Source organism: Streptomyces sp. NPDC001530, from assembly GCF_042894545.1.
Lineage (GTDB): Bacteria > Actinomycetota > Actinomycetes > Streptomycetales > Streptomycetaceae > Streptomyces.
Window position 1 is genome coordinate 70,917 of record NZ_JBIAVS010000033.1, and the last position, 22,749, is coordinate 93,665.

Below are 22,749 nucleotides of genomic sequence, written 5' to 3' on the forward strand. Positions count from 1 at the left end.
CGCCGGCTAATGCGCCGCCGACTCCCAGTCCGGCCCCGAGCCGATGGATACGTCCAGGGGAGCCCGGAGCTGGACGGCGGACGCCATTTCGTGGCGGAGGAGTTCCTCGGTCCTGGCGCGCTCGCCCGGGGCGATTTCCAGGACGATTTCGTCGTGGACCTGAAGGAGCATGCGGGACTTGAGGTTCGCCTCGCGCAGCGCGCGGTCCACGTTCAGCATGGCGATCTTGACGATGTCCGCCGCCGTGCCCTGGATGGGGGCGTTGAGGGCCATGCGCTCGGCCGCCTCGCGGCGCTGCCGGTTGTCGCTGTTGAGGTCCGGCAGGTAGCGGCGACGCCCGAAGAGCGTCGCCGTGTAGCCCGTCGCCCGCGCCTCGTCGACCGCCCGGCGCAGATAGTCCCGTACGCCTCCGAAGCGCTCGAAGTACGTGTCCATCAGCGCACGGGCCTCACCCGCGTCGATGTTCAGCTGCTGGGAGAGGCCGAAGGCCGACAGGCCGTACGCCAGGCCGTACGACATCGCCTTGATCTTGCGGCGCATCTCCGCGTCGACCGCGGACCGCTCCACGGAGAACACCTGGGAGGCGACGGTGGTGTGCAGGTCCTCGCCGGAGGTGAACGCCTCCAGGAGGCCCTCGTCCTCCGACAGGTGGGCCATCACGCGCAGTTCGATCTGGCTGTAGTCCGCGGTCATGAGGGATTCGAAGCCCTCGCCGACCACGAAGCCGCGGCGGATGGCGCGGCCCTCGTCCGTGCGGACCGGGATGTTCTGCAGGTTCGGGTCCGTCGAGGAGAGGCGGCCGGTCGCCGCGACCGTCTGGTTGAACGTGGTGTGGATGCGGCCGTCCGCCGCGATCGTCTTGATCAGGCCCTCGACCGTGGACCGCAGCTTCGCCTGCTCGCGATGGCGGAGCATGATCACCGGCAGTTCGTTCTCGGTCTGCGTCGCGAGCCACGCCAGCGCGTCCGCGTCCGTCGTGTAACCCGTCTTCGTCTTCTTCGTCTTGGGCAGGGCCAGCTCGCCGAAGAGGACTTCCTGGAGCTGCTTGGGCGAACCCAGGTTGAACTCGTGCCCGGCGGCCGCGTGCGCCTCCTTCACGGCCTGCTGGACGGCGCCCGCGAACATCTGCTCCATGGCCTCCAGATGGGCCCTGTCCGCCGCGATGCCGTGCCGCTCCATGCGGGCCAGCAGCGTGGACGTGGGCAGTTCCATGTCGCGCAGCAGGTCGGCCGCGCCGACCTCCGTCAGCTTCTCGCCGAACGCCTCACCGAGGTCGAGGATCGTGCGGGCCTGCGCCATCAGCGCGTCGGCCTCGGCCTGCTCGTCCGTGCCGAAGGCGAGCTGCCCGTCGGCCGCGGCGGCGGGCCCCAGCTCCCGGCCGAGGTACTCCAGGGACAGCGCGTCCAGCGCGAAGGAGCGACGCCCGGGCTTGACGAGGTAGGCGGCGAGCGCGGTGTCCATGGACACGCCCTCGATGCTCCAGCCGTGCTCGGCGAAGACCCGCATCGCGCCCTTGGCGTTGTGCATGACCTTGGGCTTGTCGGGGTCGGCGAGCCACGTCGCGAACGCGTTCTCGTCGGCCTCGTCCAGTTGGGACGGGTCGAACCAGGCGGCCGCCCCGCCCGCCCGTCGCCCACCACCGCCCTTCTGCGGAAGCCCTTCGGGCTGCACCTCCCCTTTTGCGGCGAGCGCGACCTCGGCCACCGCGCCCGTGCCCAGTGCCCACGCGTCGACCGTGGCCACGCCGAGGACCGCCGCCTCGCCGTGCTCGGCGAGCCACGGCTTGAGCTCGCCGGCGCCCAGCACCGTGCCGTCCAGCTCCAGGCCCTCGGCGGCCGGCTGCGCCCCTTCGGCCTCCTCGGCCCCAGGGTCGACGGCGAGGAGCCGCTCCCGCAGCGACGGGTTACGGATCTCCAGGGTGTCCAGGACCATCGCCACGGCCTTGCGGTCGTACGCAGCGCGCTCCAGGTCGGCGACCGTCCTGGGCAGCTCGACGTCCTTCACCATCTCCGTGAGACGGCGGTTGAGCTTCACCGACTCCAGGTGGTCGCGGAGGTTCTGCCCGGCCTTGCCCTTGACCTCGTCGACGCGCTCGACCAGCTCCGCGAACGAACCGAACTGGTTGATCCACTTCGCGGCCGTCTTCTCACCGACCCCGGGGATGCCCGGCAGGTTGTCGGACGGGTCGCCGCGCAGCGCCGCGAAGTCGGGGTACTGCGCCGGTGTCAGCCCGTACTTCTCGAAGACCTTCTCCGGAGTGAACCGGGTCAGCTCCGAGACGCCCTTCGTCGGATACAGCACCGTCGTGTGCTCGGAGACCAGCTGGAAGGAGTCGCGGTCGCCGGTGACGATCAACACCTCGAAGCCCTCGGCCTCGGCCTGCGTGGCAAGCGTCGCGATGACGTCGTCGGCCTCGAAGCCGTCGACCGCGAACCGCCGGGCGTGCATCGCGTCGAGCAGCTCGCCGATCAGCTCGACCTGCCCCTTGAACTCGTCCGGGGTCTTCGACCTGTTCGCCTTGTACTCGGTGAACTCCTCGGAGCGCCACGTCTTGCGCGAGACGTCGAACGCCACCGCGAAATGCGTGGGCGCCTCGTCGCGCAGCGTGTTCGCCAGCATCGACGCGAAACCATAGATTGCGTTCGTCGGCTGGCCGGTCGCGGTGGTGAAATTCTCCGCGGGCAGCGCGAAGAACGCGCGGTACGCCAGCGAGTGCCCGTCCATGAGCATCAGCCGCGGACGGTCCGTACCTGCGGTTTTCTCGGTCTTCTTCGATGCTGTTTCTGCCACGCCCCCGATCCTGCCACGGCCCACTGACAGTGCGGACCGTCCGGGACCGGGCACGGTCGTTGTCGGCGCTGCGTGCGAGGATCGGAGACGTACAGCGGACGTGTGCACGCGAAGGGGTTCAGCGATGGCCAGTAAGCCGCCGAAAAGCGATCCGGTTCAGGACGCGCCGCAGGTCGCCGAGCCGAAGCACGCCGCGGCCGGGCTGCCCGCCATCGGGCACACCCTGCGCATCGCGCAGCAGCAGATGGGCGTGCGCCGCACCGCGCTGACCCTCCTGCGGGTCAATCAGAAGGACGGCTTCGACTGCCCGGGCTGCGCCTGGCCCGAGCCGGACCACCGGCACAAGGCGGAGTTCTGTGAGAACGGCGCGAAGGCGGTCGCCGAGGAGGCCACCCTGCGCCGGGTCACCCCGGACTTCTTCGCCGCGCACCCGGTGGCCGACCTCGCCTCCCGCAGCGGCTACTGGCTGGGCCAGCAGGGCCGCCTCACCCACCCCATGTACCTGGCGGAGGGAGCCGACCACTACGAGCCGGTCACCTGGGAGCGTGCCTTCGACATCGTCGCGCAGGAGCTCGCCGCACTCGGCTCCCCCGACGAGGCCCTCTTCTACACCTCAGGGCGTACGAGCAACGAGGCCGCCTTCCTCTACCAGCTGTTCGCCCGCGAGCTCGGCACGAACAACCTGCCGGACTGCTCGAACATGTGCCACGAGTCGTCGGGCTCCGCCCTCTCCGAGACCATCGGCATCGGCAAGGGCAGCGTCCTGCTCGACGACCTCTACAAGGCGGACCTGATCATCGTCGCCGGGCAGAACCCCGGCACGAACCACCCGCGCATGCTCTCGGCCCTGGAGAAGGCCAAGGCGAACGGTGCGAAGATCATCACGGTCAACCCGCTGCCCGAGGCGGGCCTCGAGCGCTTCAAGAACCCGCAGACCCCCCAGGGCATGCTCAAGGGCGCCGCCCTCACCGATCTGTTCCTGCAGATCCGCCTCGGCGGCGACCAGGCCCTCTTCCGCCTCCTCAACAAGCTGATCCTCGCTGAATCCGATAGCGCCTGCGGCGCGGGGTCCGGCGCGATCGACGAGGAGTTCATCGGCGAACACACCCATGGGTTCGAGGAGTTCGCCGAGGCCGCCCGCGCCGCCGACTGGGACGAGACGCTCACCGCGACGGGCCTCACGCGCGCGAAGATCGACGAGGCCCTGAAGATGGTCCTCGCCTCCCAGCGCACCATCGTGTGCTGGGCGATGGGCCTCACCCAGCACAAGCACGCCGTCCCGACCATCCGCGAAGTGGTCAACTTCCTTCTCCTGCGGGGCAACATCGGCCGCCCGGGCGCGGGCGTGTGCCCGGTGCGCGGTCACTCGAACGTGCAGGGCGACCGCACGATGGGCATCTTCGAGCGGCCCGCCCCGGCCTTCCTGGACGCCCTGGAGAAGGAGTTCGGGTTCGCGCCGCCGCGCGAGCACGGATACGACGTCGTGCGGGCCATCCGCGCGCTGCGCGACGGCGAGGCGAAGGTCTTCTTCGCGATGGGCGGCAATTTCGTCTCGGCGTCCCCGGACACCGAGGTGACGGAGGCGGCCATGCGCCGCGCCCGCCTGACCGTGCACGTGTCGACGAAGCTGAACCGCTCGCACGCGATCACGGGCGCGCGTGCCCTGATCCTGCCCACCCTCGGCCGCACGGAACGCGACCTCCAGGGCAGCGGCGAGCAGTTCGTGACGGTCGAGGACTCCATGGGCATGGTGCACGCCTCACGCGGCCGCCTGGAGCCCGCGAGCCCCCAGCTGCTGTCCGAGCCGGCCATCGTCTGCCGCCTCGCCCGCCGCGTCCTCGGGCACGAGTCCCGTACGCCCTGGGAGGAGTTCGAGAAGGACTACGCGACCATCCGCGACCGCATCGCGCGCGTGGTCCCCGGCTTCGAGGACTTCAACGCGCGCGTGGCGCACCCCGGAGGCTTCGCCCTCCCGCACGCCCCCCGCGACGAGCGCCGCTTCCCCACGGCCACCGGCAAGGCCAACTTCACGGCCGCGCCCGTCGAGTACCCGAAGCTCCCCGAGGGCCGCCTGCTGCTGCAGACCCTGCGCTCGCACGACCAGTACAACACCACGATCTACGGCCTGGACGACCGCTACAGGGGCATCAAGAACGGCCGAAGGGTCGTGCTCGTGAACCCCGAGGACGCCCGCGAGCTGAAGCTCTCGGACGGCTCGTACGTCGACCTGGTCAGCGAGTGGAAGGACGGCGTCGAGCGGCGCGCGCCCGGCTTCCGCGTCGTGCACTACCCGACCGCCCGGGGCTGCGCGGCCGCCTACTACCCGGAGACCAACGTCCTCGTCCCGCTGGACGCGACCGCCGACACCAGTAACACCCCTGCCAGCAAGTCCGTCGTCGTACGTCTGGAACAATCGGCAACCGACTGAGCGTTTGCTCAGCAAGAGTGGTCCATGACGCCGCATCCCATGGCGCCATGATCCACAGCGCAGTGATCCACGACGAACGGAGTCGGGCCCGATGGGCGAGCAGCACACCGTGAAGTTCCCGCAAGAGGTCATCGACGAGTACGCCGCGCTCGGCGTCGACCTGCCCGCACTGTTCTCCGCGGGCCACCTCGGCACCCGCATGGGCGTGCAGATCGTCGAGGCCTCCGCGGACCGCGTCGTGGGCACCATGCCCGTCGAGGGCAACACCCAGCCCTACGGCCTGCTGCACGGAGGCGCCTCCGCCGTCCTCGCCGAGACCATCGGCTCCGTCGGCGCCATGCTCCACGGCGGCAGCACCAAGATCGCCGTGGGCGTCGACCTGAACTGCACGCACCACCGCGGTGTGCGCTCCGGTCTGGTCACCGGCGTGGCCACACCCGTGCACCGGGGGCGCACCTCGGCGACGTACGAGATCGCCATCACGGACGAGGACGGCAAGCGCGTCTGCAGCGCCCGGCTGACCTGCGTCCTCAAGGACGCGCCCACGGGCTGACACCGGAGGCCATGCGTTCCCCCGCGACCTGTGCGGGGGAACGCCGGCCTCCCCGAGCGCCGGGCACGGCATCGGCGGAGAGACGGGCACGGCACCGGCTGAGCGCTGAGCACGGCGTTCGGCTGAACGCCGGGCACGCGCCGGCAGAGCGCCAGGCACGGCGTTCTGCAGAGCGACGGGCACGGCGTCGACGGGGCACCGGCACGGCACCGCCAGAACGCCACGCAGGCGCCGGCAGAGCCACGGGCACGGCGTTCTGCAGAGCGACGGGCACGGCGTCGACCGGGCACCGGCACGGCACCGACAGAACGCCACGCAGGACGCCGGCAGAGCGACGGGCATGGCATCGGCACAGCGACGGCCAACCCCTCACCCGGCACCGCCCATTGGCGGAGCCCCACCCTCCGGCATAGCGTGAAGCATGACCGGCATCGGGCGGCCCGTCGAGCCGTACCACCCCGATGAAGCCGACGGCCCCCACCAGGACACCCCCACCGACCTGCTGTGGTCGAAAACCCCACCCGCCACCACCCGTTGGGCCGCGCTCCCCCGCTCCCGCCGCCGCCTCCTCCAGGCCTTGATCGTCGCCGCGGCCGCCACCGGCGCCTTCTTCGCCCTGCGCCCCACCCCGGTGACCCAGGCCACCCCGAACCCCTACCCCTGGCCCGCCGGCGTCACCACCCTCCACTACAAGGGCCGCGGACCCACCCCCGCGACCTTCCGGTTCGAGATCGACGTCGCCCGCGGCAGCCCCGTCACCGTCCACCAAGTCGGCGCCGGACTACCCGAGTTGGGGGCCACCACCACCCCCGGGCTGCCACTGACAGTGAGGGCCGGATCCCCTCGAACGATCACCGTGCACATCTCCGTATACAAGTGCGCGGCCCTGCCGCCCGCCCTGGTCCTCCCCCACCTCGACGTGCTCCTCAGCAACAGCACCGCACAGCAGCAGCAAAGCTTTCTCTTCGGCGGTGCCTACCCGCGCGACCTGCGGACCGACCTGCGCGCCGTCTGCTTCCCCAACACGGCCTCCCCCGCACCCACTTCCCTCGACCGGGAGGCCTGGCGCACCCTCACACGTCGGTAACAGTCGGTTACCTCTGCCGTAATGAAGCAATGCTCGCGCCACGGCATCCCGTGCGCCGTACCTCGCAGAACGCTCCAGCCCACCACCACACCAGCCGAAGCCGCGCCGCGCCATGAATCGGAACAGGGCGTTCTCACGATGCGAACAGGAGGCCACATCCCCGAACTGCATCCTGAAATACACGAATTGTCCGATCTGTACCCGCCAGGGCGGCCCCCGCATAACAAGAGCGTCACAGCCTTCCCTACGCTCCTGTGAGCTCCCCCTACCTGCGCTTATAGTCACGGCCAGTCACCGCGCCGCCGGGCGCGTCATCTGCACGGCCCTGCATCACCCCAGTACGGCCCGGCGAGACACACGGTCCTCAACCATGGAGGACCGCGCCAGGGAGAGGATTCAACGTGCGACACCGTTCTTTGGTCATACTCACTTCCGTGCTCACCACGGGGGCACTCACGCTTACCGCTTGCGGATCGCGCGACGACGACGGGGACAGCAAGAGCAGCAAGAAGACCGAGATCATCATCGGCGTGGACGCGCCGCTGACCGGTCAGAACTCCGCCACCGGCCTCGGCATCCAGGGCGGCGTGCAGATCGCCGTCGACGACGCCAACAAGAACAACACCGTTCCCGGCGTGACGTTCAAGGTCCAGGCGCTCGACGACAAGGCGATCCCGGCCTCCGGCCAGCAGAACGCCACCCAGCTCGTCCAGAACGACAAGGTCCTCGGCGTCGTCGGCCCGCTGAACTCCGGCGTCGCCACCCAGATGCAGCAGGTCTTCGCCACCGCCAACCTGGTCGAGATCTCGCCCTCCAACACGGCGCCCGAGCTCACCCAGGGCAAGAACTGGCAGACCAGCAAGTCCCGCCCGTTCAAGACCTACTTCCGCACCGCCACCACCGACGCCCTCCAGGGCGGCTTCGCGGCCGACTACGCGTACAACACGCTGAAGAAGCGCAAGGTCTTCGTCGTCGACGACAAGCAGACCTACGGCGCCGGCCTCGCCAAGCTGTTCAAGGCCGGCTTCACCAAGGCGGGCGGCAAGGTCGCCGGCGAGGACCACGTCAACACCGGCGACACCGACTTCTCGGCCCTCGTCACCAAGATCAAGAACGCCAAGGCCGACCTCGTCTACTACGGCGGCCAGTACGACGAGTCCGAGAAGCTCACCAAGCAGCTCAAGGACGGCGGAGCCAAGATCCCGCTGTTCGGCGGTGACGGCATGTTCACCCCGACCTACATCGAGACCGCCGGCAAGACCTCCGAAGGCGACCTCGTCACCTCCGTCGGCCAGCCCGTCGACTCCCTGCCCTCCGCCGCCGACTTCATCAAGAAGTACAAGGCCTCCGGCCTCAAGGGCGACTACGGCACCTACGGTGGCTACTCCTACGACGCCGCCACCGCCATCATCAAGGCCATCGGCAACGTCGTGAAGGACGGCAAGATCCCGAGCGACGCCCGCGCCAAGATCGTGGAAGAAGTCCAGAAGACCAAGTTCGACGGCATCGCAGGACCCGTCGCCTTCGACGAGTACGGCGACACCACCAACAAGCAGCTCACCGTCTACCAGGTCGTCGACGGCAAGTGGAAGGCCGTCAAGAGCGGCACGTTCAACGGCTGATCCCTTCCGCCGCTAGCACCACCCAAGGGCCGCGCGGCCAAGACCACCCGTCACCGCGCGGCCCGTTTCATACGCCCTGCTCAACACTCCCCACCACATGGAGGCCATGCGGTGAACACCCTGCCGCAGCAGCTGGCCAACGGGCTGTTCCTCGGCTCGATGTACGGGCTGATCGCCATCGGCTACACGATGGTGTACGGCATCGTCCAGCTCATCAACTTCGCCCACGGCGAGATCTTCATGACCGGCGGCTTCGGCGCACTCACGGTCTACCTTTACGTCCTGCCCAACGGCACATCCATGTGGATAGCCCTCCCAGCGATGCTGATAGGCGGCGGACTCGTCGCCGTCCTCATCGCCGTCGGAGCCGAACGCTTCGCCTACCGACCACTACGCGGAGCACCACGCCTCGCCCCCCTCATCACCGCCATCGGCCTCTCCCTCGCCCTCCAGCAGGCCGTCTTCAACTGGTACCCCGACGCCAAGACCGACATCAACTTCCCGCAACTCCCCTTCGGTCCCTGGCACATCGGCTCCATCAGCGTCCAGAGCGGCTCCGTCTTCGTCATCATCGCCGCCCCCATCTGCATGGCCGCCCTCGCCTTCTTCGTCCGCCTCTCCCGCACCGGCCGCGCCATGCAGGCCACCGCGCAGGACCCGGACACCGCGCAGCTCATGGGCATCGACACCAACCGCATCATCGTCATCGCCTTCGCCATCGGCGGCTTCTTCGCCGCCGTCGCAGCCGTCGCCTACGGCCTGCGCTACGGCACGGTGAAATACGACATGGGCTTCCAGATGGGCCTCAAGGCCTTCACCGCAGCCGTCCTCGGCGGCATCGGCAACATCTACGGCGCCATGATCGGCGGCCTCGTCCTCGGCCTCGCCGAAACCATGGCCACCAGCTACATCGACGGCATCCCCGGCATGCAGCAGCTCGGCGGCGGCGGCTGGTCCTCCGTCTGGGCCTTCGTACTCCTCATCCTCGTACTGCTGTTCAGGCCACAAGGCCTCGTCGGCGAACGCGTCGCGGACAGGGCGTGAGCACCATGGCAACCACCGAGACCACCACCTCCGCGCGCGGCCTGATCGCACTCCCGCAGACCACCGCCCGCGCCCTCATCGCCTTCGGCGCCATCGCCACCATCGCCAGCACGTTCATGTCCTGGACCTACACGTCCGACTTCCCCGGGGACCTCACCTACTACGGCTCCCCGGCCGGACTCCAGGTCCTCGACCTCGTCGCCGGCGCCCTCACGCTCCTCTTCGCGCTCACCCTCTTCAACGTCCGCGGCCTCGGCTGGCTCAACCCGGCGGGCGCCACCCAGCCCGTCGTCCTCGCCGCCGCATCCGCGTTCGCCGTCAGCTGGTTCAGCGCCATCGCCATCGCCGTCGACCTCAAGGGCCTCGTCGCCCTCGACCCCGGCGCCTACGTCGCCGCCGTCGGCTCCCTCGTGGCCCTCCTCGGCACGCTGGCACTCCCCAAGCCCGGCGACACCTTCAAGGACTACGTCACCAAGCCCGAGAACATCCCCCCGGCGGCCAAGCTCCCCGCCTGGGGCGAGCGCCTCGTCATCACCGCCGCCACCGCCGTCGCCCTGATCGTCTTCACCTACGGCATCGGCGTCGACCCCGACGCAAGCGAAACGTTCCTCGGCTACCTCCTCCTGGTCATCTTCGGCACCTGGTCACTCCTCGCCGCCGGACTCTTCGACCGCTTCGCCGAACTCAACGCCCGCCACAAGGGATTCGCCACCTCCATGGCATTCCTCGCCGCGGCGATCTTCCCCTTCGTCGAGAACAACGAGCACAACGCCAACCTCGGCGTGAACATCCTCGTCGTCGGCACCGTCGCCCTCGGCCTCAACATCGTCGTCGGCCTCACCGGACTCCTCGACCTCGGATACGTCGCCTTCCTCGGCGTCGGCGCCTACGCCGCGGCCCTCGTCTCCGGCTCCGAGTTCTCCCGCTTCTCCGGCGTCCAGTTCCCCTTCTGGGCCGCCATGCTCACCGGCATGGCCGCATCGCTCGTCTTCGGCGTCCTCATCGGCGCCCCCACCCTGCGACTGCGCGGCGACTACCTCGCCATCGTCACCCTGGGCTTCGGAGAGATCTTCCGCATCTCCGTCAACAACATGGACGGCTCCAGCGGACCCAACCTCACCAACGGCCCCAACGGCATCTCCATGATCCCGGACCTCAAGATCTTCGGGTTCAACTTCGGAAGCACCCACGACATCGGCGGCATGACCCTCGGCCGATTCGCGAACTACTTCCTCCTGATGCTGCTCATCACCGCACTCGTCGTCCTCGTCTTCAACCGCGCCGCCGACTCCCGCATCGGCCGCTCCTGGATCGCCATCCGCGAAGACGAGACCGCCGCCACCGCCATGGGCATCAACGGCTTCCGCGTCAAGCTCATCGCCTTCGCACTCGGCGCATCGCTGGCGGGCCTCGCCGGTACGGTCAGCGCCCACGTCGGCTACAGCGTCAACCCGGCCCCCTACCAGTTCGCCGGCTCCGTGCCCCCGAACTCCGCCTTCCTGCTCGCCGCGGTCGTCCTCGGCGGCATGGGCACGGTGAACGGCCCCATCCTCGGCGCCACGCTGCTCTACCTCCTCCCCGAGAAGCTCAGCTTCCTGAAGGAGTACCAGCTCCTGGCCTTCGGCATCGCGCTCGTCATCCTCATGCGCTTCCGCCCCGAAGGCATCATCGCCAACCGCCGCCGCCAGCTCGAATTCCACGAAACCGGCCAACTCGACATCCCCGAACAAGGCCTGCCCGACAGCACCGTCGGCGTCACCAAGGCAGGGGCGTGACCCACATGACCACCACCACAGCCCCCAGCCCCGTCCTCGAAGCCAGCGGCGTCACCATGCGCTTCGGCGGCCTCACCGCCGTACGCAGCGTCGACCTCACCGTCAACAGCGGCGAGATCGTCGGCCTCATCGGCCCCAACGGCGCCGGCAAGACCACCTTCTTCAACTGCCTGACAGGCCTGTACGTCCCCACCGAGGGCAAGGTCTCGTACAAGGGCACGGTCCTGCCACCCAAGCCGCACCTGGTCACCAGCGCAGGCATCGCCCGCACCTTCCAGAACATCCGGCTCTTCGCCAACATGACCGTCCTGGAAAACGTCCTCGTAGGCCGCCACACACGGACGAAGGAAGGCCTCTGGTCCGCCCTGCTCCGTGGCCCCGGCTTCCGCAAGGCGGAAGCAGCCTCGCGCGAACGCGCCATGGAACTGCTGGAGTTCATCGGCCTCGACCACAAGGCCGACCACCTCTCCCGCAACCTCCCCTACGGCGAACAGCGCAAGCTGGAGATCGCGCGAGCAATGGCGAGCGAGCCGGGCCTCCTCCTCCTGGACGAGCCCACCGCCGGCATGAACCCCCAGGAAACGCGGGCCACCGAAGACCTCGTCTTCGCCATCCGCGACCGAGGCATCGCCGTCCTCGTCATCGAGCACGACATGCGCTTCATCTTCAACCTGTCCGACCGCGTCGCCTGCCTCGTCCAGGGCGAAAAGCTCGTCGAGGGAACGTCGGAGGTCGTCCAGGGCGACGAACGCGTCATCGCCGCGTACCTCGGTGAGCCGTTCGAAGGCGCCCCCGGGGCCGAGGAAGTCGCCGAAGTCGAAGCCGCAGAGGCCTCCGACGCCGCCGACGCGCAGAGCAGCACCAGCAAGGAAGGAACCGCCCAGTGACCGCACTGCTCGAGGTCGAAGACCTCAAGGTCGCCTACGGCAAGATCGAAGCCGTCAAGGGCATCTCCTTCACCGTCGAAGCCGGCCAGATCGTCACCCTCATCGGCACCAACGGCGCCGGCAAGACGACGACCCTGCGCACCCTCTCCGGGCTCCTCAAGCCCAGCGCGGGCCGCATCCTCTTCGACGGCAAACCGCTCAGCGGCGTCCCCGCCCACAAGATCGTCGCCCTCGGCCTCGCCCACTCCCCCGAGGGACGCCACATCTTCCCCCGGCTGACGATCGCCGAAAACCTCCAACTCGGCGCGTTCCTGCGCTCCGACAAGGCAGGCATCGAGAAGGACATCCAGCGCGCGTACGACCTCTTCCCCATCCTCGGGGAACGCCGCAAGCAGGCGGCCGGAACCCTCTCGGGCGGCGAGCAGCAGATGCTCGCCATGGGCCGGGCGCTGATGTCCCAGCCCAAGCTCCTCATGCTCGACGAACCCTCCATGGGCCTCTCGCCGATCATGATGCAGAAGATCATGTCCACCATCGCCGAACTCAAGGCGTCCGGCACGACCATCCTCCTCGTCGAGCAGAACGCCCAGGCGGCGCTCTCCCTCGCCGACCAAGGACACGTCATGGAGGTCGGCAACATCGTCCTCTCCGGCACCGGACAGGACCTGCTGCACGACGAGTCCGTACGGAAGGCGTACCTCGGCGAGGACTGAGTCCGCCACGGGTGTACGAAGAAGGCCCGCGCCCCTTGCCAGGGGTGCGGGCCTCTTCCACGCGCTCGTACGGGGCCGGACTAGCCCTTCGCGGACTTCTTCTCCTCGGCGTCCTGAATGACCGCCTCGGCAACCTGCTGCATGGACATACGACGGTCCATGGACGTCTTCTGAATCCACCGGAACGCGGCGGGCTCGGTCAGCCCGTACTCAGTCTGCAGAACCGACTTCGCCCGGTCGACGAGCTTCCGCGTCTCGAGCCGCTGCGTGAGATCCGCGATCTCCTTCTCCAACGCCTTCAGCTCCGTGAACCGCGACACTGCCATCTCAATGGCGGGCACGACATCGCTCTTGCTGAACGGCTTCACCAGGTACGCCATCGCACCGGCGTCGCGCGCACGCTCGACGAGGTCGCGCTGCGAGAACGCGGTGAGCATGAGCACGGGCGCGATGCTCTCTTCGGCGATCTTCTCGGCGGCGGAGATGCCATCCAGCTTGGGCATCTTCACGTCGAGGATCACGAGGTCCGGCTTGTGCTCCCGGGCCAGCTCGACGGCCTGCTCACCGTCACCCGCCTCGCCTACGACGGTGTAGCCCTCTTCCTCCAGCATCTCTTTGAGGTCGAGACGGATCAGCGCCTCGTCCTCAGCGATGACGACGCGGGTCGTCAGCGGAGGCACGTGCGACTTGTCGTCGTCGGGCGCGTCTACGGGCTGGGGCGACTCGGGGGCGGTCACGGGGGCTCCTCGTTACGGGCCGGGCATGTGCTGCTGCCCAAGAGCCTACCTAGCTGCAGCGAGCTGCGGTGACCCGGTATGCTTCCCTGTGTTCCACAGCCTGCCCGGTTGGAGGAATCTGGTCAGACTCGCGGTGCTCAAACCACCGTGCCTTCGGGCATGTGGGTTCGAATCCCACACCGGGCACTTCAGAAGCGGATGTTCACGTTCTCGTGAACATCCGCTTTTTGGTGCACACGGTCACGATCAGTGACACAGAGTGCTCGCATGAACTTTCACGGCACAGAGGTGCGACAGAGGGCGCTCACACTGCTGCGCGGCGGTGCGAGGAACGCGGACGTGGCGCGGACGTTCAACGTCCCGCTCGGCACGGTCGGCTACTGGAAGCACATGGACCGGGCGAAACGCGGCGAGTGTCCAGGGAAGCACGACCCGAAGTGCCCTCGGTGCGACGGCCGAGAGCTGGACGAGTCCGCGTACAGCTACCTGCTGGGCCTGTACCTGGGTGACGGTCACATCAGCCACTACTCCGAGCACCGCGTGCCCAACCTCATGATCACCTGCGCCGACTCGTGGTCCGGACTCATGGACGACTGCGAGCACGCCATGCGCGCCGTGTTCCCCGACAACTCCGTATGCCGCGTCTGCAGGACCGGCTGCCGCAACGTGAAGGTCTACTCGAAGCACTTGCACTGCCTGTTCCCCCAGCACGGCCCCGGCAAGAAGCACGAGCGGCGCATCGCCCTCGAACGCTGGCAGCAGGAGATCGTCGGCACCCACCCCTGGGAATTTATCCGTGGCCTCATCCACTCCGACGGCTGCCGTATCACCAACTGGACGACCCGCCAGGTCGGCGGTGAGCGGAAGCGCTACGAGTACCCCCGGTACTTCTTCACCAATGTCTCCGATGACATCCGTCAGCTCTACACCGATACCCTGGACAAGCTCGGCATCGCGTGGACCCACTGCACCCGCAACGGGAACCCGTACAACATCTCAGTCGCCAGGAAGGCCTCCGTCGCCCTCATGGACGCCCACGTAGGCCCCAAGTACTGACCGCAAGAGACGGCCCGGCGCCGCGCTCAAGCTCTACCGCGACCACGTGGCCGACAGGAAGGTCACCGGGCTCGTCTCCACCCACCCGTACGTCGATCATTACGGCGGCTGCCGTGGCGTCCTTACCGAGAACAGCTTGGCGAGCAGAGTCGTAATCCAGATCCCACGCCTTCGGCCCGTTCACCGCACCGACCTCGCGTCAATGAGCTGATCGACGGCCAGCGCCGCCTTCATGCCCTCCCGGAGCTCCAGCGCACCCGTGAGACAGAAATTCCGCCACACCGCGTTCTCGGGCGCCGCCCCAATGAATCCCCGCGCCTTCGAAACAGCGGACGACATCCCGCCCAACGCCTTCACATACCGCTTCGCCTCAGCGGCGGGCGGATGCTCCCACAAATGCGCGAGATTCGCGTCGAACCACCCCATGTAACGCCGGCAAATGATCGTGGCGTCGGTGGCGGACTTCCGCATCGTGACGCCGTAAGTGAGCTCTCCAAGAGAAAGGGGGCCCTCCGTGAAGAAGGGCCCCCTTGCGCGCTACTTGGGGCTGTCGTCCTCGCCGATGTGGTGGACGCGTACGAGGTTCGTGGAGCCGGAGACTCCGGGCGGGGAGCCTGCCGTGATGACGACGATGTCGCCTTTCTGGCAGCGGCCGTATTTGAGGAGCAGTTCGTCGACCTGGTCGACCATGGCGTCGGTGGAGTCGACGTGGGGGCCGAGGAAGGTTTCGACGCCCCAGGTGAGGTTGAGCTGGGAGCGGGTCGCCGGGGTGGGGGTGAAGGCCAGCAGTGGGATGGGTGAGCGGTAGCGCGAGAGGCGGCGGACCGTGTCTCCGGACTGGGTGAAGGCGACGAGGAACTTGGCGCCGAGGAAGTCGCCCATTTCGGCGGCGGCTCGGGCGACGGCGCCGCCCTGGGTGCGGGGCTTGTTGCGCTCGGTCAGCGGCGGGAGCCCCTTGGCGAGGATGTCTTCCTCGGCGGCTTCCACGATGCGGGCCATGGTGCGGACGGTCTCGACGGGGTACTTGCCGACGCTGGTCTCGCCGGAGAGCATCACGGCGTCCGTGCCGTCGATGACCGCGTTGGCGACATCGCTCGCCTCGGCGCGCGTCGGCCGGGAGTTGTCGATCATTGAGTCGAGCATCTGGGTGGCGACGATGACGGGCTTGGCGTTGCGTTTCGCCAGCTTGATGGCGCGCTTTTGGACGATGGGGACCTGTTCGAGGGGCATTTCCACGCCCAGGTCGCCTCGCGCGACCATGATGCCGTCGAAGGCGGCGACGATGTCGTCGATGTTGTCGACGGCCTGGGGCTTCTCCACCTTGGCGATCACGGGGAGGCGGCGGCCTTCTTCGTCCATGATGCGGTGGACGTCGTCGATGTCGCGGCCGCTGCGGACGAAGGAGAGTGCGATGACGTCGAAGCCGGCGCGGAGGGCCCAGCGGAGGTCTGCTTCGTCTTTGTCGGAGAGGGCGGGGACGGAGACGGCGACGCCGGGGAGGTTGAGGCCTTTGTGGTCGGAGACCATGCCGCCTTCGACGACGGTGGTGTGGACGTGGGGGCCGTCGACGGCGGTGACTTCGAGGGTGACTTTGCCGTCGTCGACGAGGATGCGCTCACCGGGGGTGACGTCGGCTGCGAGTCCGTCGTAGGTCGTTCCGCAGGTCTGGCGGTCGCCTTCGACGCCTTCTTCGACGGTGATGGTGAAGGTGTCTCCGCGTTCAAGGAGTACGGGGCCTTCGCTGAAGCGGCCGAGTCGGATCTTCGGGCCTTGAAGGTCGGCGAGGATTCCGACGCTGCGGCCGGTCTCGTCGGAGGCCTTTCGCACGTGGCGGTAGCGCTCCTCGTGATCGGCGTAGGTGCCGTGGCTGAGGTTGAAGCGGGCTACGTCCATTCCGGCTTCGACCAGGGCTTTGATCTGGTCGTACGAGTCGGTGGCGGGGCCCAATGTACAGACGATCTTTGCTCGGCGCATGGTTCGAGCGTAGGCCTTACCGGCGGGTAGAGAATTGGTCGTGCGTGACTACTCAACAACCTTTACGTGAAGAGCTATTGACAACTGTTGAATTGTGCGCCGGGGTGCTCTGATGAGCAGACTGGTTCCTGGGAGCACCCCGCTCGCATTTATCTATTCGGCGGTGCGACGTCCTTGGAGAAGAATCAGTCGGTCACCGGCTGTCACATTTCCGGGGCGGGGCTCGGAGTCGGCTACAGCCGCGGTGGGGCCATGGTGAATCGGGCGTTGACCTGGGCGTAGACGTGTTGGCGTTGGGGTTCGAGGTCGAGGGGTGCGGCGTCGTCCTCGGGGGCGCCGCCGTAGGCGGATCTGCTGCGCATGGCGCGGGTGGCTTGGGCTTCGAAGGCGTACGGTTGGGCGTTTTCGGCGCCGATGTCGGCGAGTTCGATGAGCGCGCCGAGGGTGGTGTCGAGGGCTTCGGCGTATTCGCGGGCGCGTTGGACGGCTTCGCGGACGGCTTGTTGGCGGGCTTGGCGGTGGGCGGGTGAGGTGGGGCGCAGGGCCCACCAGGGGCCGTCGACGCGGGTGATGTGGAGGTCCGCGAGTCGTGTGGTGAGTTCGCCGAGTGCGGTGAAGTCGGTGAGTTCGGCGGTGATGTGGACGCGGCCGAGGTAGGCGCGGACGCGTTCGCCGCGGGCGTGCGGGTTCAGTTCGGGGCTGATGGTGAAGGCGCCGGTTTCGACGCGTTCGACGGCGTCTCCGTAGGACTTGACGAGGTCGAGGGCGGCGGCGTTGCGGCGGGTGAGGTCGGCGAGGGCTTCTCGTCGGTCCTTGCCCCGGGCGGCGACGGTGATGCCGATGCGGGCGATTTCGGGGTCGACTTCGAGGTGGGCTTCGCCTCGGACGGCGATGCGGGGGGATGCGGGTGTGCCGTAGGGGACGGCGGGTTGGGGTTCGTCTGGGGTGGTGTCCGCGGTGGGGGCCATACGTCCCACTCTGTCACTGAGAGGGTCGGTTGTGCTTCCTGCAGGTCATCAGATCGAAACCTCCTGGACCTGTTGCGGGGTGGGGAGTTGGGCCAGAATCTACGCGCGTCATTGGCCTTTTCCCTAGGAGTCGTAGAGATGCCGTTGAACCGCCGGAAGTTCCTGAAGAAGTCCGCCGTGACGGGTGCGGGGGTCGCGCTCGCCGGGGCGGCCGCGGCTCCGGCGGCGCAGGCTGCCGAGGTCACGGGGGGCAAGAAGTCCCCGACGCGGTACTCCCTGACGGTGATGGGCACGACGGACCTGCACGGGCATGTCTTCAACTGGGACTACTTCAAGGACGCGGAGTACACGGACAAGGCGGGCAACGCGCAGGGTCTGGCGCGGATTTCGACGCTGGTGAACGAGATCCGCAAGGAGAAGGGCCGCTGCAACACGCTGCTGCTGGACGCGGGCGACACGATTCAGGGCACCCCGCTGACGTACTACTACGCGAAGGTGGACCCGATCACCGCCCAGGGTGGTCCGGTCCACCCGATGGCGCAGGCGATGAACGCGATCGGCTTCGACGCGGCGGCGCTCGGCAACCACGAGTTCAACTACGGCATCGAGACGCTGCGGAAGTTCGAGTCGCAGTGCCACTTTCCGCTGCTGGGTGCGAACGCGCTGGACGCGAAGACGCTGAAGCCGGCGTTCCCTCCGTACTTCATCAAGAAGTTCCATGTGCCGGGTGCCCCGCCGGTGAAGGTGGCCGTGCTCGGTCTGACGAACCCGGGTATCGCGATCTGGGACAAGGCCTACGTCCAGGGCAAGTTGACGTTCCCGGGTCTGGAGGAGCAGGCGGCGAAGTGGGTGCCGAAGCTGCGCTCCATGGGCGCCGACGTGGTCGTCGTCTCGGCGCACTCCGGTTCGTCCGGCACGTCCTCCTACGGTGACCAGCTGCCGTACATCGAGAACTCGGCGGCGCTGGTGGCGCAGCAGGTGCCGGGGATCGACGCGATTCTCGTCGGGCACGCGCACGTGGAGATTCCCGAGCTGAAGGTCACCAACACCGAGACGGGCAGGACGGTTGTTCTGTCGGAGCCGTTGGCGTACGCCGAGCGGCTGTCGGTGTTCGACTTCGAGCTGGTCTTCGAGAAGGGGAAGTGGCAGGTCGAGTCGGTGGCGGCGACGGTCCGCAACTCGAACTCGGTGGCCGACGACCCGCAGATCACCAAGCTGCTGAAGGACGAGCACGACGTGGTCGTGGCGTACGTCAACCAGGTGGTCGGTACGGCGACGGAGACGCTGACGACGGTGGAGGCGCGGTACAAGGACGCCCCGATCATCGACCTGATCACCAAGGTGCAGGAGGACGTGGTGAAGGCGGCGCTGGTGGGGACGCAGTACGCGTCGCTGCCGGTGATCGCGCAGGCGTCGCCGTTCTCGCGGACGTCGGAGATTCCGGCCGGGGAGGTGACGATCCGCGGTCTGTCGAGCCTGTATGTGTACGACAACACGCTGGTCGCGAAGGTGATGACGGGCGCGCAGATCCGGGCGTACCTGGAGTACTCGGCGAACTACTTCGTGCGGACGGCGGCGGACGCCACGATCGACGTGGAGAAGCTGACCAACGCGAACGGCCGTCCGGACTACAACTACGACTATGTCTCGGGTCTTCAGTACGACATCGACATCGCGCAGGCGGAGGGTTCGCGGATCAAGAACCTGACGTACAACGGTGCGGCGCTGGACGACGCGCAGCAGTTCGTGTTCGCGGTGAACAACTACCGGGCCAATGGCGGCGGTGCCTTCCCGCACGTCGCTTCCGCCACCGAGGTGTGGTCGGAGTCGACGGAGATCCGGACGCGGATCGCCGAGTGGGTGACCGCGAAGGGCACGCTCGACCCGAAGGAGTTCGCTTCGGTGGACTGGAAGCTGACGCGGGACGGTACGCCCGTCTTCTAGGACGAGTGACCGCTCGAGGAGCAGGCAGGCCGGGCCCGACGCAGCCGCCGTCGGGCCCGGTTTGTGTTCGCTACCCTTTGTCGACCAGCGGGGTCAGGGCCCAGGTGGCGTGACGGGCGGGCGGGAGCTGGGTCGGTCGCTCGAGTCCGAAGGTGGTGAAGGCGGTTCGGCGGGGCAGCGGGTAAGGGTCCTTGCCGGTCAGGGAGTTGAGGATGGTGGCGCTGCGCCAGGCGGCGAGGCCGAGGTCGGGGGCGCCGACGCCGTGGGTGTGGAGTTCGGCGTTCTGGACGTAGACCTGGCCGTTGACGGAGGGGTCGAGGACGAGGCGGAACTGGTCGTCGATACAGGGGCGTTCGGCACCGTCGCGGCGCAGGTAGGGGTCGAGTCCGGCGAGGATGCGGCCGAGGGGGCGTTCGCGGTAGCCGGTGGCGAGGACGACGGCGTCGGTGGTGAGGCGGGTGCGGGCGCCTTGCTGGACGTGTTCGAGGTGGAGTTCGACCTTCGTCGTCGCCACTCTGCCGGCGGTGCGGACGGTGACGGCGGGGGTGAGGACGGCGTCGGGCCAGCCGCCGTGCAGGGTGCGGCGGTAGAGCTCGTCGTGGATGGCGGCGATGGTGTCGGCGTCGATGCCCTTGTGGAGCTGCCATTGGGCGGCGACGAGCCGGTCGCGGACGGGTTCGGTGAGGGCGTGGAAGTAGCGGGTGTAGTCCGGGGTGAAGTGTTCCAGGCCGAGCTTGGAGTACTCCATGGGGGCGAACGCCTCGGTACGGGCGAGCCAGTGGATCTTCTCGCGTCCGGCGGGGCGGTTGCGGAGCAGGTCCAGGAAGACTTCGGCGCCGGACTGTCCCGCGCCGATGACGGTGATGTGTTCGGCGGTGAGGAACTGCTCGCGGTGCTTGAGGTAGTCCGCGGCGTGGATGACGGGCACGCCGGGGGCTTCGACGAGGGGTTTGAGCGGTTCGGGGATGTGGGGGGCGGTGCCGACGCCGAGGACGATGTTGCGGGTGTAGGAGCGGCCGAGGGCTTCGGCTTCTCCGTCGGGATCGAGTTGGGTGAAGTCGACTTCGAACAGGGCGAGTTCGGGGTTCCAGCGGACGGCGTCGACCTGGTGGCCGAAGTGGAGTCCGGGGAGGCTGTCGGCGACCCAGCGGCAGTAGGCGTCGTATTGGGCGCGCTGGATGTGGAAGCGCTCGGCGAAGTAGAAGGGGAAGAGGCGTTCGCGGGCTTTGAGGTAGTTGAGGAACGACCAGGGGCTGGCGGGGTCGGCGAGGGTCACCAGGTCGGCGAGGAAGGGGACTTGGAGGGTGGCGCCGTCGATGAGGAGGCCGGGGTGCCAGTCGAATCCGGGGCGTTGCTCGTAGAAGACGGCGTCGAGTTCGGCGAGGGGGTGGGCGAGGGCGGCGAGGGAGAGGTTGAAGGGGCCGATGCCGATGCCCACCAGGTCACGGGGTGCTTCGGCGGCGGGGCGTGGCGGGGTGGGCTTCGGGCTCATCGTGGTGTGTGTCCTTCCACCAGTGTCAGGAGGGTGGCCAGGTCGCCGGGCCGGGTGTGGGGGTTGAGGAGGGTGGCTTTGAGCCAGAGGCGGCCGTCGAGCGCGGCCCGTCCGAGGACGGCTCGGCCCTGGTGCAGGAGGGTGCGGCGTACGGCGGCGACGGCGTCGTCGGGGGCCCCGGCGGGCCGGAACAGGACGGTGCTGATGACCGGCCGGTCGTAGAGCTCGAAGTCGGGGTGGGCGGCTATGAGCTCGGCCAGTTCGTGGGCGCGGGCACAGACTTGGTCGACGAGGGCGCCGATGCCGTCCCTTCCCAGGGTTTTGAGGGTGACGGCGATTTTCAGGATGTCGGGGCGCCGTGTGGTGCGCAGGGAGCGGCCGAGGAGGTCGGGGAGGCCTGCCTCGGTGTCGTCGTCGGCGTTGAGGTAGTCGGCGCGGTGTTCCAGTGCGGCGAGGTCGCTTTCGTCGCGTACCGCGAGGAGTCCGGCGGCGACGGGCTGCCAGCCGAGTTTGTGCAGGTCGAGGGTGACGGTGTGGGCGCGGTCGATTCCGTCGAGTTGGCCGCGGTGCCGGTCGCTGAAGAGGAGGCCTCCGCCGTAGGCGGCGTCGATGTGGAGGCGGGCGCCGTGGGCGGTGCACAGGTCGGCGATGTCGGGCAGCGGGTCGATGAGCCCCGCGTCGGTCGTGCCGGCGGTCGCGGCGACGATCAGGGGGCCACGCCCGCGGCGGAGCCGCTGATCGGCACAGCCTGTCAGCGCTTCGTCGAGGGCGGCCGGGTCCATCGTTCCTGCCGGGGCGGGGACGACGACGGGCTCGGGCAGGCCGAGCAGCCAGGCGGCGCGGTCCAGGGAGTGATGGGCGTTGGCGCCGCGGACCAGCTGCACGGCGCCGTGGGCTTCCCTGGCGAGGAGGAGGGCGAGTTGGTTGGACTCGGTGCCGCCGGTGGTGACGAGTGCGTCCGCCGCGTGGACTTCTTTCGCCAGGGCCCTCGTGACGAGTGCCTCCAGCTCCGACGCGGCCGGGGCCTGGTCCCAGGAGTCGAGGGACGGGTTGAGGGCGGAGGCGGCGAGGTCGGCGGCGGTGGCTACGGCGAGGGATGGGCAGTGGAGGTGGGCGGCGCACAGGGGGTCTGCGGGGTCGGCGGCTCCCTCGGCGAGGGCCCGCACGAGGACGCGCAGGGCGTCGTCGGTGCCCTGCCGGGGCAGTACGTCGCCGATCGCGTCCCGGACGCGGTCGGCGACCGCCTCCGGCCCTCCGGCGGGCAGCGGTCCGCCGCGTGCGGTGGCGCCCTCGCGCAGGGCGTCGAGGACGGTGTCGAGCAACGGCCGCAGTGCGTCGGGGCCTTCGGGGCCTGAGGCGAAAGGCGGCCTGCTCATGGGTGTCCTCCGGTGTGCGCGCGGCGGGGTGGGTCCAAGCCTGTACGCGGATCGGTTCGGCGCGCCCCCCAAGGACAACGATTCGACCCAAAGGGGGGTACTGCCGTACGGAGGAGAGGAGTTGGGGAGGGGGAGGTGCTAGGGGTCGCGAGGGGGCTGGGAGGTTTTTCGCCCCCTCCGCCCCTACCCGTCCCGTCCCTGGGGGCTGCGCCCCCAGACCCCTTAAAAGACTGCGCAGTTCCCCGCGCCCCTTTTAGGGGCGCGGGGGACGGCGCGACAAGCCCCCACCCACCCCCCGCCCCA

General features: G+C 68.6%; 17 protein-coding genes and 1 tRNA gene. 11 read left to right on the plus strand and 7 right to left on the minus strand.

Annotated features, from left to right (window positions below; genetic code table 11):
* Positions 1-6: 6 nt before the first annotated feature.
* Positions 7-2,790 carry a DNA polymerase I gene (gene polA / locus ACFY0T_RS44580; protein WP_388884263.1) on the minus strand — a complete coding sequence of 928 codons (2,784 nt, stop codon included), beginning with the start codon at positions 2,788-2,790 and terminating at the stop codon, positions 7-9.
* Between the two features lie 124 nt (positions 2,791-2,914).
* On the opposite strand from polA, the gene ACFY0T_RS44585 reads away from it, so the two are divergent.
* The 8 genes from ACFY0T_RS44585 to ACFY0T_RS44620 all read left to right on the plus strand — a co-directional run bounded on the left by ACFY0T_RS44585 (position 2,915) and on the right by ACFY0T_RS44620 (position 12,899).
* Entirely contained in the window at positions 2,915-5,218 is a 2,304-nt protein-coding gene (locus tag ACFY0T_RS44585) for an FdhF/YdeP family oxidoreductase (RefSeq protein ID WP_388884264.1), read from the plus strand.
* Positions 5,219-5,309: 91 nt separating this feature from the next.
* Positions 5,310-5,771: a PaaI family thioesterase gene (locus tag ACFY0T_RS44590; RefSeq protein WP_388884265.1), complete on the plus strand. Its 462-nt coding sequence runs from the start codon at positions 5,310-5,312 to the stop codon at positions 5,769-5,771.
* A 421-nt stretch (positions 5,772-6,192) separates the two neighbouring features.
* Positions 6,193-6,858 (plus strand): hypothetical protein, encoded by a 666-nt coding sequence (locus ACFY0T_RS44595; protein WP_388884266.1) that lies wholly within the window; start codon positions 6,193-6,195, stop codon positions 6,856-6,858.
* A gap of 401 nt (positions 6,859-7,259) precedes the next feature.
* The gene (locus ACFY0T_RS44600) at positions 7,260-8,480 is read left to right on the plus strand and encodes a branched-chain amino acid ABC transporter substrate-binding protein (protein WP_388884267.1); all 1,221 of its coding nucleotides are present in this window, start codon (positions 7,260-7,262) and stop codon (positions 8,478-8,480) included.
* 111 nt (positions 8,481-8,591) lie between these two features.
* The gene (locus tag ACFY0T_RS44605) at positions 8,592-9,524 is read left to right on the plus strand and encodes a branched-chain amino acid ABC transporter permease (protein ID WP_388884268.1); all 933 of its coding nucleotides are present in this window, start codon (positions 8,592-8,594) and stop codon (positions 9,522-9,524) included.
* Between the two features lie 5 nt (positions 9,525-9,529).
* Positions 9,530-11,299, plus strand: a complete 1,770-nt coding sequence (locus ACFY0T_RS44610) for a branched-chain amino acid ABC transporter permease (protein WP_388884284.1) — start codon at positions 9,530-9,532, stop codon at positions 11,297-11,299.
* Positions 11,300-11,304: 5 nt separating this feature from the next.
* A complete protein-coding gene (locus tag ACFY0T_RS44615) occupies positions 11,305-12,186 on the plus strand; it encodes an ABC transporter ATP-binding protein (RefSeq protein WP_388884269.1) in 882 nt (293 codons plus the stop codon).
* Positions 12,183-12,899 carry an ABC transporter ATP-binding protein gene (locus tag ACFY0T_RS44620; protein ID WP_388884270.1) on the plus strand — a complete coding sequence of 239 codons (717 nt, stop codon included), beginning with the start codon at positions 12,183-12,185 and terminating at the stop codon, positions 12,897-12,899. The genes ACFY0T_RS44615 and ACFY0T_RS44620 overlap by 4 nt, the downstream gene beginning before the upstream one ends.
* 80 nt (positions 12,900-12,979) lie before the next feature.
* Here the strand turns inward: ACFY0T_RS44620 and ACFY0T_RS44625 are convergent, their stop codons facing one another.
* Positions 12,980-13,636, minus strand: a complete 657-nt coding sequence (locus tag ACFY0T_RS44625; protein ID WP_388884271.1) for an ANTAR domain-containing response regulator — start codon at positions 13,634-13,636, stop codon at positions 12,980-12,982.
* A 102-nt stretch (positions 13,637-13,738) separates the two neighbouring features.
* Here ACFY0T_RS44625 and ACFY0T_RS44630 point away from each other — a divergent pair.
* Positions 13,739-13,822 (plus strand) — tRNA-Leu (locus ACFY0T_RS44630).
* Between the two features lie 81 nt (positions 13,823-13,903).
* Positions 13,904-14,692: a helix-turn-helix domain-containing protein gene (locus tag ACFY0T_RS44635; protein ID WP_388884272.1), complete on the plus strand. Its 789-nt coding sequence runs from the start codon at positions 13,904-13,906 to the stop codon at positions 14,690-14,692.
* Between the two features lie 180 nt (positions 14,693-14,872).
* Here the strand turns inward: ACFY0T_RS44635 and ACFY0T_RS44640 are convergent, their stop codons facing one another.
* The 3 genes from ACFY0T_RS44640 to ACFY0T_RS44650 form a co-directional block, all read right to left on the minus strand.
* Positions 14,873-15,163 carry an alkyl sulfatase dimerization domain-containing protein gene (locus ACFY0T_RS44640; protein ID WP_388884273.1) on the minus strand — a complete coding sequence of 97 codons (291 nt, stop codon included), beginning with the start codon at positions 15,161-15,163 and terminating at the stop codon, positions 14,873-14,875.
* Between the two features lie 66 nt (positions 15,164-15,229).
* Positions 15,230-16,666, minus strand: coding sequence for a pyruvate kinase (gene pyk, locus ACFY0T_RS44645; protein WP_388884274.1), 1,437 nt, complete (start codon positions 16,664-16,666; stop codon positions 15,230-15,232).
* Between the two features lie 233 nt (positions 16,667-16,899).
* Complete coding sequence (locus ACFY0T_RS44650; RefSeq protein WP_388884275.1) at positions 16,900-17,634, minus strand: SIMPL domain-containing protein; 735 nt, start codon at positions 17,632-17,634, stop codon at positions 16,900-16,902.
* A 138-nt stretch (positions 17,635-17,772) separates the two neighbouring features.
* Between ACFY0T_RS44650 and ACFY0T_RS44655 the strand changes: the two genes are divergently transcribed.
* Entirely contained in the window at positions 17,773-19,578 is a 1,806-nt protein-coding gene (locus tag ACFY0T_RS44655) for a bifunctional metallophosphatase/5'-nucleotidase (RefSeq protein ID WP_388884276.1), read from the plus strand.
* 70 nt (positions 19,579-19,648) lie between these two features.
* On the opposite strand, the gene ACFY0T_RS44660 is transcribed toward ACFY0T_RS44655, so the two are convergent.
* Both ACFY0T_RS44660 and ACFY0T_RS44665 read right to left on the minus strand, forming a co-directional pair.
* On the minus strand, positions 19,649-21,070 hold the full coding sequence (locus ACFY0T_RS44660) for a lysine N(6)-hydroxylase/L-ornithine N(5)-oxygenase family protein (protein ID WP_388884277.1): 1,422 nt from the start codon (positions 21,068-21,070) through the stop codon (positions 19,649-19,651).
* Positions 21,067-22,446, minus strand: a complete 1,380-nt coding sequence (locus ACFY0T_RS44665) for a pyridoxal phosphate-dependent decarboxylase family protein (protein WP_388884278.1) — start codon at positions 22,444-22,446, stop codon at positions 21,067-21,069. The genes ACFY0T_RS44660 and ACFY0T_RS44665 overlap by 4 nt, the downstream gene beginning before the upstream one ends.
* Positions 22,447-22,749 lie beyond the last annotated feature (303 nt).